This is a genomic window from Amycolatopsis rhizosphaerae (genome assembly GCF_007713715.1).
GTDB lineage: Bacteria > Actinomycetota > Actinomycetes > Mycobacteriales > Pseudonocardiaceae > Amycolatopsis_E > Amycolatopsis_E rhizosphaerae.
In genome coordinates this window covers 1-10,936 of the sequence record NZ_VJWX01000230.1, presented here as the reverse complement: position 1 = coordinate 10,936, position 10,936 = coordinate 1, and the positions used below count along the sequence as shown (strand labels likewise).

11 protein-coding genes are annotated in these 10,936 nt (G+C 71.2%); 3 read left to right on the top strand and 8 right to left on the bottom strand.

What is annotated here, in order from left to right; translation table 11 throughout:
• Window positions 1-172: 172 nt before the first annotated feature.
• Both FNH05_RS21585 and FNH05_RS21580 read left to right on the top strand, forming a co-directional pair.
• Window positions 173-634 carry a GbsR/MarR family transcriptional regulator gene (locus tag FNH05_RS21585; RefSeq protein WP_222426673.1) on the top strand — a complete coding sequence of 154 codons (462 nt, stop codon included), beginning with the start codon at window positions 173-175 and terminating at the stop codon, window positions 632-634.
• Window positions 631-1,929 carry an FAD-dependent monooxygenase gene (locus FNH05_RS21580; protein ID WP_144590524.1) on the top strand — a complete coding sequence of 433 codons (1,299 nt, stop codon included), beginning with the start codon at window positions 631-633 and terminating at the stop codon, window positions 1,927-1,929. Before FNH05_RS21585 ends, FNH05_RS21580 begins: the two co-directional genes overlap by 4 nt.
• Here the strand turns inward: FNH05_RS21580 and FNH05_RS21575 are convergent.
• From FNH05_RS21575 to FNH05_RS39890, 8 genes are all read right to left on the bottom strand, one after another.
• Window positions 1,902-2,336 carry a protein-tyrosine phosphatase family protein gene (locus FNH05_RS21575; RefSeq protein WP_144590523.1) on the bottom strand — a complete coding sequence of 145 codons (435 nt, stop codon included), beginning with the start codon at window positions 2,334-2,336 and terminating at the stop codon, window positions 1,902-1,904. The two genes, FNH05_RS21580 and FNH05_RS21575, sit on opposite strands and share 28 nt — an antisense overlap.
• Window positions 2,337-2,343: 7 nt before the next feature.
• The gene (locus FNH05_RS21570; protein ID WP_144590522.1) at window positions 2,344-3,576 is read right to left on the bottom strand and encodes a styrene monooxygenase/indole monooxygenase family protein; all 1,233 of its coding nucleotides are present in this window, start codon (window positions 3,574-3,576) and stop codon (window positions 2,344-2,346) included.
• The gene (locus tag FNH05_RS21565) at window positions 3,569-4,183 is read right to left on the bottom strand and encodes a GTP-binding protein (RefSeq protein ID WP_144590521.1); all 615 of its coding nucleotides are present in this window, start codon (window positions 4,181-4,183) and stop codon (window positions 3,569-3,571) included. The genes FNH05_RS21570 and FNH05_RS21565 overlap by 8 nt, the downstream gene beginning before the upstream one ends.
• The gene (locus tag FNH05_RS21560) at window positions 4,158-4,538 is read right to left on the bottom strand and encodes a DUF742 domain-containing protein (RefSeq protein ID WP_144590520.1); all 381 of its coding nucleotides are present in this window, start codon (window positions 4,536-4,538) and stop codon (window positions 4,158-4,160) included. The genes FNH05_RS21565 and FNH05_RS21560 overlap by 26 nt, the downstream gene beginning before the upstream one ends.
• A gap of 20 nt (window positions 4,539-4,558) precedes the next feature.
• The gene (locus FNH05_RS21555; RefSeq protein WP_144590519.1) at window positions 4,559-5,002 is read right to left on the bottom strand and encodes a roadblock/LC7 domain-containing protein; all 444 of its coding nucleotides are present in this window, start codon (window positions 5,000-5,002) and stop codon (window positions 4,559-4,561) included.
• Window positions 4,999-6,294, bottom strand: a complete 1,296-nt coding sequence (locus FNH05_RS21550) for a sensor histidine kinase (protein WP_144590518.1) — start codon at window positions 6,292-6,294, stop codon at window positions 4,999-5,001. The genes FNH05_RS21555 and FNH05_RS21550 overlap by 4 nt, the downstream gene beginning before the upstream one ends.
• 178 nt (window positions 6,295-6,472) lie before the next feature.
• Entirely contained in the window at window positions 6,473-7,252 is a 780-nt protein-coding gene (locus FNH05_RS21545) for an MSCRAMM family protein (RefSeq protein WP_144590517.1), read from the bottom strand.
• Window positions 7,249-9,768 (bottom strand): MFS transporter, encoded by a 2,520-nt coding sequence (locus FNH05_RS39890; RefSeq protein WP_144590525.1) that lies wholly within the window; start codon window positions 9,766-9,768, stop codon window positions 7,249-7,251. The genes FNH05_RS21545 and FNH05_RS39890 overlap by 4 nt, the downstream gene beginning before the upstream one ends.
• A gap of 347 nt (window positions 9,769-10,115) precedes the next feature.
• On the opposite strand from FNH05_RS39890, the gene FNH05_RS21535 reads away from it, so the two are divergent.
• Entirely contained in the window at window positions 10,116-10,904 is a 789-nt protein-coding gene (locus FNH05_RS21535; protein WP_144590516.1) for an isocitrate lyase/PEP mutase family protein, read from the top strand.
• Window positions 10,905-10,936 lie beyond the last annotated feature (32 nt).

Genomic DNA, 10,936 nt, shown 5'->3' with positions numbered 1-10,936 from the left:
GGAGTAGCCAGAGCATCACGCCACACTCGGCACAGCAAAAACCCCTGTGACAATCGGCACAGCCACCGCGGCGCCCGCGGCCGCGTGAGGACCCGCTCGCCCGTCGTCTTGCTATGAATAGTAAGTTCAGTACATACTGAACTTGCTGAACAAGGGACGAAGGGTGGTCCGGGTGGCGGAGCAGCGGGTGCTCGAGTGGGTCGAACGCATGGCGATGTTCTGCGCGGAGGAGTACGGGGTGCCGCCGATCGCCGGGCGGATCCTGGGCTGGCTGATGATCTGCGACCCGCCGGAGCAGTCCGCCGGGCAGATCGCGGCAGCGATCGGCGCGAGCAAGGCATCGCTGGCCACGAACATGCGGCTACTGACGGAGGCGAAGTTCGTGCGCCGGCGCAGCCGTCCCGGCGAGCGGACCCACTACTACCAGGTGGACGACAACGCCTGGGAGACCGTGGTCCGGCGGCGTCTTGCCGGTCTGGCCGGCTTCCGCGACCTCGCCGCCGACGGCATGGCACTGGCGGGGGCCGGCAGCGATCGCGCCGAACGGCTGAGGGTGGCGCATGACGTCTACGACTGGATGGTCAGGCTCTTCGCGGAAACACCGCGCCCTCCGGCGGCGGGGAAGAAGCAATGACCACACCGGACCGCGACAACACCGACAACACCGACAACACCGACAACACTGACAACACTGACAACCTCGACAACACCGCCAACACTGACAACACTGACAACACCGACAACACGGCACTCGTCGCCGGTGGCGGTCTCGGCGGGCTCGCCGCGGCGATCGGTCTGCGCCGGGCGGGGTGGACGGTCACCGTGCTGGAACGCGCAACCGGACTCCGCGAAGCCGGTGCGGGCTGGTCGTTCGCGCCGAACGCGGTGCGCGCGGCGGACGCGCTGGGCGTCGGTGAGGGGTTCCGGGCGGTCTCGGTGCCGACCGAGGCAGGCGCCACGCTGCGCACCCCGGACGGCGGCTACCTGATGCGGTTCCGGCCAGGGCGGGACACCCCGCTGCTCGCCAACCATCGCGCCGACCTGCTGGGCGTGCTGGCCGGGCACCTGCCCGCCGGCGTGGTGCGTACCGCCGCCGAGGTGACCGGCGTCGAGCAGTCCGATCGCGGGGTGACCGTGCGCTACCACACTCCGGCCGGGCCGCGTACGGCCCGGGCCGACCTGCTCGTCGGGGCGGACGGGATGCGCAGTGCGGTGCGCCGCGCGGTCTGGCCGGACGCCCCGGCGCCGGTCTTCCAGCGGATCCTGTGCTGGCGCGGGGTGACCGAACCGGGGGCGGTGCGGCCGGACAACGGATTCCGTGGGTTCCAGACCTGGGGACGCGGCGCGCGGTTCGGCGCGCACCCGCTGGCCGGGCAGCGGGTGTTCTGGTTCCTCACGGTCCGGCAGGACCAGCCCGGCGTGCGCTACGGCGAGGACCTCGCCGAGGTCCGCCGCCGGGTCGGGGACTGGCACGACCCGGTCCCGGCCCTGCTCGCCGCGACCCCGGCCGGTTCCGTGCTCCGCCACGACATCTTCGACCTCGAACCGCTACCGTCCTACGTGGACGGACGGGTCGCGCTGCTCGGCGACGCGGCCCACGCGATGACCCCGTTCCTCGCACAGGGCGCCTGCCAGGCACTGGAGGACGCGGCCGTCCTCGCCGCCGAACTCACCCACGCCACCGACATCCCCACCGCACTGGCCCGCTACGACCGGGCCCGGCGTCCCCGCAGCCAGGCGGTGCGGCGCAGCGCCCGGCAGGACCCGGAAATCAGCCTGTCCACCAACCCGCTCACGTATGGCCTGATGACCCGCCTCACCCGGCTGGCGGGCGGCGCTGTCGCCGCCCGCAAGGCCGCCCGCCTCTGGGACTGGACCCCGCCCACGAGCCGTGGTCCGGGTCAGGCGGTGCCGAAGCGGCCGACGTAGCGGCGCTGCCAGGGGGTTTCCACGGCGCGCGGCGAGTAGTGCTCGCGGACGTAGGCGACGGCCTCACTCGCCGGGACGCCGTCGAGCACGGCGATGCAGGCCAGTGCCGTGCCGGTGCGCCCGTTGCCGCCCTCGCACGCGACCTCGACGCGCTCGTTCGCGCAGCGTTCCCACGCCTCGCGGAGCGCGATGGCCGCCGCGCCGCGATCGGCCGGGAGCCGGAAGTCGGGCCAGCGCACCCAGCGGTACTCCCATTCGACTTCCGGCGGACGGCGCCCGAGCAGGTAGAGCGCGAAGGCCGGCCGCTGGCCCCCGGGGAACGGCTTGCGCAGCCCCCGGCCGCGGACCAGCCTGCCCGAGGGCAGCCGCAACAGTCCCGCGGTGCCCGGTTCCCAGATATCCGCCATGGCCCGGTCAGGAGAACGAAGCCAGGTAGGCGTCCGTCTTCTCCGGCTCGAAGAACCAGTCCTGCATCGACGCCGGGTCGTTGAAGCCGTGCGCGAAGCGGTTGGCCACCGCTTCGTTGGTCTGCGCGGTCTGCAGGATCCTCATGATGGATTCGGTCGGCGGCAGCAGCATCGTGTTGGTCAGCCGGGTGACGTGCTGGGCGTAGTTCCAGTAGCGCTCGAACGTCCCCTGCATCCATTCGCGGTCGAACGGCCGGTCCCCGTGCGCCAGTATGCTGTCCAAATAGGACTGCGCGCATTTGGCCGCGTTGTTCGCGCCCTGCCCGGTCACCGGGTCGTTGGCCACCACCACGTCCGCCATGCCGAGCACGAACGTGCCCGACGGCAGCTCGCCCACCGGATGCCGCACCACGGGCGGGTAGCCGCCGCTGAGCACGCCCCGGCGGTCGGTGAGCTCGGCGTCCTTGAAACGCTCGTACTCCCACGGCGCGAACTGGCGGAACACTTCCTTCTGCCGCCGCAACTGCTCTTCCGGTGACGGGCGGTCGACGGCGATGTCGAGCGGCCCGCCGGGGATCGCGGACAGGTAGAGGATGTCGCACGGCCCGGTGTGGGTGTACCCCGGCATGTGGATCATCTCGCCGAGTCCTGGCAGGACGTTCAGCCAGACGTTGACCGAGCCAGGGTACTCGGGCCGCGACACCAGACCGTCCACATAGCACACCGCCAGTGAACGCTGCTTCTGTGTGAAGGGCGACCGGGAGGGATCCCGGTCGAAGAGCTGCACCAGTTCGCCCTTGCCCGCCGCGACGATGGTCAGGTCGTACATCGAGGCCAGCGAGTTCAGGTCCGCGGTGGTCACCCCGTGGGTGATCACCTTGCCGCCCCGCTCCTCGAGCAGTTCCAGCCAGGCGGCCATCTTCACGCGCTGGTCCACCGACTGCGCGGGACCTTCTTCCCACAGGCCCCGCCAGTCGAGCACCCGGTTGCCCTCGCCGTCGCCGACGCTGAGGCCCTGGTGAGTGATCTGCGGGGCCACGTCCTGCCAGAGGTCGAGGCCGTGGCGGCGTTCGATCGCCATGGACATGGCGAACATGCACTGGGTGGAGGTGACGTAGCCGTCGCGGATCTCGTCCGGGGTGCGCGCCGACATCAGCGTGACGTCGTAGTCGTGGTCGCGCAGGGTCAAAGCGAGCTGGAGACCGGACTGGCCCGCACCGATGATCAGGATCTTACGCATTCGCGCGAACCCTTCCGACTTCACTGACTTCGGCGAGTGACAGGGTGTGCGTGACCAGCTCCCGCAGGGCGGCCACGGTCGAGGCCTTCTCGCGCGCGTCGCAGGTGATCAGCGGGATCTCCGGCCGCAGCGCGAGTGCTTCGCGCACCTCGTCCAGGTCGTGGGTCAGCTCCCCGTCGAACAGGTTGACCGCCACGATGAACGGCAGGTCCGAGTCGTTTTCGAAATAGTTGATGGCGGCGAACGACTGGTCCAGCCTGCGGGTGTCCACCAGCACGATCGCGCCCAGCGCGCCGCGCGAGAGGTCGTCCCACAGGAACCAGAACCGTGCCTGGCCGGGCGTGCCGAACAGGTACAGCATGAGGTCGGAGTACAGCGAGATCCGGCCGAAGTCCATGGCGACCGTGGTCGTGGTCTTGGCGGCGTCGGGCGGCAGGTCGTCGACCCCTTCGCTCGCCTCCGTCATCCAGGCCTCGGTGTTGAGCGGGGGAACCTCGGACACCGAGCCGACGAACGTCGTCTTGCCGACCCCGAAACCGCCGGCCACCACGATCTTCGCCGAGATCGTCAGCTGGCCGGGATCAGACGGGGAGCTGCTTGAGTCCATTGAGGATCCTCTCCAGCACGTTCCGATCGTGGTGATAGGCGTGCGCCGTGGGGTGGATGAAAACCGCGCCCTGCGCCGCGAGGTCGCTGACCAGGACCCGCACGACGCCGAGCGGGATCGACAGCATCGACGACAGCTCGGCGATCGACACCTGCGAGCGCGCCCGCTCGTAGAGCGCCTTGGACTCGGGCATGAGCTTCTCGCTCAGCACCGGGTCGTACCGGGGCACCGAGATCAGCGTTTCCACCAGCAGCTGGTGGCGGCCCCGGGTGCGGCCGCCGGTGAGGGTGTACGGACGGATTCGCTTGCTGCGCGGTTTCATCACCGGCTGGCCCCGCCCGGGATCCTGGGACATGTCATCACTTCCTTGTCGCGCTAGCCGATCGGGCGGCGGGCGGTGAGCACGCGGCGCAGGTCCGCGCGCGCCTCTGGGGTGAGCGCATGCCCGGCGTGGGTGACGAACTGGGTCATCTCGTAGGCGACCACCTTCATGTCGCATTCCGGGCTGGTCAGCACGGCGAGGCCCGCCCCGGTGTCGATGCCCATGAACAGGAAGTACCCGTGGGTCAGCCGGATGATGATCTCCTCGCAGCCGCCCTTGTCGAACAGGGCCGCGCTGTTGCCCGCGAGGCTGAGCAGACCGCTGGCGATCGCCGCGAGCTGCTCGCTTTCCACCGTGTTCATCGCCTCGGAAGCGGTGAGCGGGAAACCGTCGGCGGACATGATCAGGGCGTGGCTGACGCCGTGCACCTTCCGGACGAAATCGTTGATCAGCCAGGAGAAGTCCTGGCCCGCGGGGCGGAGGTGTTCGTCCGTCACTGCTGCTGTCCCTCGGTGTCGTGCGGCGAAGGTTCGCCGTCGCGCTGGGCTTTCTGGTCTTCCCGCGCCGCCCGTTCGCCCTCGGAGAAGGCACCGAGATCGGCGAGCAGCTTGTCGTGCCCGGCCTTGCGGCCGCTACCGGGGGCGGAGGTCCCGGTGGATTTCGCGGGGCCTGCCGGGGCGTGTCCGTTGGGGCTCTTGATGCTCTGCGAGACGCGGCGGGGCAGGCCGCTGCTGGTGGTGCCGCCGACCACCGGTTCGCTGGGCGTGTGCCGCACGGCGCGCGGCACCGGCGGTTCGGCGGTCGCGGTGCGGCGGGGCAGGGGGTTCGCCGCCGGGCGCGACGGGATGTCCGGGACGGCCCGGGCGGCCTTTTCGCCCGTGGGCGGGAAGAACACGGTCTGCGCGCCCGACCAGTTCGCCTCCGGCAGTTCGCTGACCAGCGCGGCGGGCAGCAGGACGGAGGCGGTGGTGCCGTGCGGGACGCGGCGGTCGAGCCAGGCGCGGATGCCGTGCCGCGCGGCGAGCCTGCGGACCACGGCCAGCCCCATGTGCCGCACCGCGGCGTCGTCGAGCACGGGTTCGTCGGACAGGCGCTTGTTCAGCTCGGTGAGGCGGTCGGCGGGCAGCCCGATGCCCTCGTCCTCGATGCGGACGAGCACACTGCCCTGTTCGGTCAGGTGGGCGCTGACGCGGACCGGCGCGTCGGGCGGTGAGGACTTGGTCGCGTTGTCGAGCAGTTCGGCCAGCAGGCGGCTGAGGTCTTCGCCGGCGAACCCGACCACTCCGAGCGCGACCACCCGGCCGATGGTGACCCGCGCGTAGTGGTCGATGGAGGACATACCGGCGCGGACGAGGTCCACCAGGGACGAAGTGTCCGAAGTGGAGTCGTTCGCGTCCCGGCCCGCCAGCACCCGCAGGTTCTCCGCGTTGCGGCGCAGGCGGGTGGCGAGGTGGTCGAGGCGGTAGAGCTCGGCCAGCCGTTCGGTGTCCTCTTCCTTGGCTTCCATCTCCTCCAGCTGGGACAGCAGGGAGTCGACCAGGTTGAGGTCGCGCAGGGCGACGTTGGCGCAGATCGCGGCCAGTGTTTCGGTCTGCGGAACCAGCGGTTCAGACGCCGCGGGCGCCGGCCCTGGCCGGTCCGCGGCGGGTGCCGGTACGGGCGCGGGCGCGGGGACCCGCGGAAGCCGTGGCGGTGGCTGCGGGGTGGTGAGGAACTGGGCGGCCGCCTCGCGGGAGCGGCCCAGCAGCGCTCTCGACCGGATGAGCAGTTCTCGCGCCCGCGTCGCCATCTACCACTGCTTTCTTGTCGCGTACGGGTTCTTCGACCACCGTTGCGGGGCTCGCGCCCTCCGCTCCGGCTGCGCCATGCAATCAGACTCGGGGCGTTCGTGTCCACCCTGGTCCGATCATGTTCGGCGGCCGGATGCCCGGGGTGGCGAAAGCGTTTCCAGCCGCCCCGGACGCATCCTACGACAGCCGGACGTCGTGCCGGTTGCGGACACCGTCGGTCACCCGCACCTGGCGGCGCGAGGGCGACCAGCTCGCGGCGACGACGGTGTAGGTGCCGGGGTCGAGGTCATGGAACGCGTAGCGGCCGTCCTCGCCGGCGGCGGCGGTGCGGACCACGTTTCCCCCGGTGTCGAGCAGGGTCACGGTGACCGCGGGGCGGGAACCCTCCGGCAGGCGCACCGTGCCGTGGATGACGGCGCCGTCGGCGAGTTCCACGTCCTGGCGGGAGGAAACGGTCGCGCCGGTGGTGACGGCGAGTGCGGTGGGCCGGTAGCCGGGCGCGTTCACCGCGAGGGTGTAGGTGCCCGCGGGAAGGCCGGGAAGGGCGTAGTCGCCGCCGGGGCCCGACAGCCGCGAGCCGGCCACCTCGCCGCGCGGGTCGGTGACGGTCACCGCGGCCCCCATGATCGGAACGCCCGTTTCGGAGCTGCGGATTACTCCGTGGAGCCCGCCCGTGCCGCGCAGTGCGACCTCGATCCGCACCGGTGTGTCCGTGACGTTCACCGTGGCGGCCTCGGGCTGGTGTCCCGGTGCCGAGGCGATCAGCACGTAGGTACCGCGCGCCGGGGCGTGCAGGGCGAACGCGCCGTCCTCGCCCGCCGCGGTCCGGCCCGCCTGACGGCCGTCCGCGTCGACGAGGGTGACGGCCGAAGCGGGGACCGGCCCGCCGGTCTCGTCGCGGACCCGCCCGGTGATCTCGGTCCCGTGCCGTTCCCGCCGGGGAATCGCGCCGGTCATGACGCCGCGTCCGCACGGGCGCCGGGGGCGAGGTCCATGTCCACCGTGGCGGATTCGCCGGAGGAGAGGTCCACCTGCCGCACCGCGGGTTCGTACAGGCTCGTCACCACGGTGTACTCGCCGGGTTCCAGGTCCCGCAGCTCGTACCGGCCGTCCGCGCCGGTGACCGCGGTGGCGACCGTGCGGCCGCCGCCGTCGGCGAGGGTGACGGTGGCGTTGGCCAGCGGCGCCTCGTCCGGGCCGGTGACCGTGCCGTGGAGCACGCCGGCCGCCTCGACCAGCAACTCGACCACGGCGGGCTCGGCACCGCCGGTGAGCACGGTGATCGCGCGGGGATGGTGGTTCTCGACGTTCGCGGTGACCACCACCTCGCCCGCGGGCAGGCCGCTCAGCAGGAAGGTGCCGTCCCCGGCGGTGGTGGCCTGGCCGACCAGCCTGCCCTCGGCGTCGGTGGCGAGCACCACCGTGCCGGCGAGCGGCAGGCCACCGGTGCGGCGCACGGTACCGGCCACGACACCCCCGCCCGGCACGACGAAATCGTGCACGGCGCCGAACGCGGTGACGGTGACCGAGGCGGCGGCGGGCTGGAAGCCCGGGGCGGTCACGATCAGCGTGTAGGTGCCCGGCGCCAGTTCTTCGATCCGGTAGGTGCCGGATTCGTCGGCGCGGGCCCGCCCGGCCTGCAGCCCTTCCTCGCCGGTCACGGTGACCACCGCGCCGGGCACGGGCGACCCGCCGGGGGTGCGGAGCCTGCCGCTGACCGCCCCGGGTTGCCGCTGGTGGCTCGCGCCGTGGGGGTCAGTGCTGTTCTCCATGCTGTTCGCCGTGCCGGTCGTGGCGACGGTCTCGGTGCCGACGAGTTCACCGGCTTCGGCCGCCAGTTCCGCGCCCACGGTTTCCCGGGAGGCGGGAGCGGCGGTGGCCGGGACGTGGGCCCTGGCGAACCACGACGCGAGCGCCGCGACGAGGCAGACGATGATCGCGAACCAGAAGGCCGCGGTGAGGCCGTTGGAGAACGGTTCGCTGATCAGGTTGGGGAAGAAGCTGCGGCCGGTGAGGAAGGAGGCCTGGTCGGGACGCAACTGGTGCAGCACCGGGCCGAGCAGCTGTTCGATCGGGTTGTAGCCGAGGAACGCCGCGAACAGCACCGCGACCGGGGGCAGTTGCGCGACCGCGTTGGCGTTGGCCACGGGCACCCCGTGCGCGGTCAGGCCCTGCGCCATCGCCGAGGGCAGGTGGTCGGCGAGACCGGCGATCATCAGGCTGAAGAACAACCCGATGGACAGCACCATCGCCGAGTTCTGGAACGTCGCCGTCATGCCCGCGCCGGCGCCGCGCGCGTTGGCGGGCAGGCTGTTCATCACCTCGGCCCGGTTGGGTGAGGCGAACATGCCCATGCCGAGCCCGTTGAGCAGCAGGATCGCGGCGAAGGCCCAGTAGTCGAAGTTCACCGGCAGCACTTCCAGCAGGACGAAACTGGCCGCGGTGATCAGCATGCCGGTCATCGCCAGCACCCGCCCGCCCATCCGGTCGGACAGCACGCCCGAGGTGGGGGCCGAGATGAGGAAGCCGACGGTCATCGGCAGCATGTAGATGCCCGCCCACAGCGGGGTCTGCTCGAAGCTGTAGCCGTGCTGCGGCAGCCAGATGCCCTGCAGCCAGATGATCAGGATGAACTGCAGGCCGCCGCGGCCCAGCGAGGCCAGCAGGTTCGCCAGGTTGCCGAAGGTGAACGCGCCGATCCGGAACAGCCCGAGGTTGAACAGCGGGTTGGGCACCTTGAGCTCGATCGCCACGAAGATCACCAGTACCACCGCGCCGCCGATCAGGCAGGACAGCACGAAGGGGCTCGTCCAGCCCATGGTGTGCCCGCCGTAGGGCTGGATGCCGTAGGTGATGCCGACCAGCACCGCGATCAGGCCGACGGCGAAGGTGAGGTTGCCCCACCAGTCCATCTTGGCGCGGTGGCGCTCGCTGGTGTCGTGCAGCTTGAGGTAGGCCCAGACGGTGCCGAAAACGCCGAAGGGCACCGAAACCAGGAACACCAGCCGCCAGTCGACCGGGCCCAGCAGACCGCCGATCACCAGGCCGAGGAAGGAGCCCGCGATCGCGGCGACACCGTTGATGCCCAGGGCCATGCCGCGCTGGCGGACGGGGAAGGCGTCGGTGAGGATCGCGCTGGAGTTGGCCATCAGGAACGCGCCGCCGATGCCCTGCACGATCCGCCAGGCGATCATCCAGACCGCCGCGGCCCCGCCGTCCATCCAGGTGAGCGCGAGCAGCACCGAGGACAGGGCGAAGATCGCGAAGCCGAGGTTGTACATGCGGACCCGGCCGTACATGTCGCCGAGCCTGCCGAAGCCGACCACCAGCACCGCGGTGACGACCAGGAAGCCCATCATCATCCACAGCAGGTAGCTGGTGTTGCCCGACTCCAGCGGGTTGATGTGGATGCCGCGGAAGATGTCCGGCAGCGCGATCAGCACGATCGACGAGTTGATGGTGGCCATCAGCATGCCGAGGGTCGTGTTCGACAGCGCGATCCACTTGTAGCGCGGCCCCAGTTCCTCCACCGACCAGGTGCGCTGGTGGCGCCGATGGGGTTTGACCGGGGCGTCCACCGTCTGCTGGGCAGACTCCACTTCCACCACTCCAAAGACTGCCTGGGGAAAATTAGTTGACCTATGCTAACTGAATTTCGCCCCGCTGGGCGACCTGCCGGTCACTCGGATGTACGTGATCCAGCCCACGGAGGGTGATGAACTCCCGCGGGTTCTCCACGTGCGGGTGGGATACCCGTGTTCCGCGGGGAGCGCGTGTCGCTTCGGTCACGGCCGATACGACGCGCACCTACCGTGGACGCATGACCGGATCCGGAAAGCCGACCCCGGCGGCTTCCTTCGCCGCACTGCACCGGGGACCCCGCCCGCTGCTGCTGCCCAACGCCTGGGACCACGCCTCGGCCGCCGCACTGGCCGCGGAGGGCTTCCCCGCCGTCGGCACCACCAGCCTCGGGGTCGCCGCGGCCGCGGGCCTGCCCGACGGCACCGGCGCGACCAGGGCCGAGACCCTGGACCTGGCCGGGAAACTGTCCGCGCTGCCCTGCCTGATCACCGTCGACATCGAAAGCGGGTTTTCCGACGATCCCGCCGAGGTCGCCGAACTGACCGCACGGCTGGCGGCGCTGGGCATCGCGGGGATCAACCTCGAAGACGAGGCCGGCGACATCGGGCACCAGCGGGAACTCATCGCCGCCGCCAAGACCGGCGGCCTCTTCGTCAACGCCCGCACGGACACCCACTGGCTGCGGCCCGCGGGCATGGATCACGACCGGGAGGCGCTGCGGCGGGCGAAGGCCTATGCGGACGCCGGGGCGGACGGGGTTTTCGTGCCCGGCCTGACCGAGGAAGGCGTGATCGCCTCGCTGGTGGATGCGGTGGAGGTCCCGGTGAACATCCTGTACTCGCCGTCCGGGCCGGACCTTCGCCGCCTCACCGCACTGGGGGTGCGGCGAGTCAGCCTCGGGTCCCTGCTGTTCCGGGCGGCGCTCGGCGCCGCCGTGCGGACGGCGAAGGCGGTCGCCGCCGGGGAACCCGTCCCGCCGGGGATTCCGGGCTACGACGAGGTGCAGGAGCTGGCCGACCGGGCGTAGGCCGGGGCGGGGCAGGGACCTGTCTCTTATAC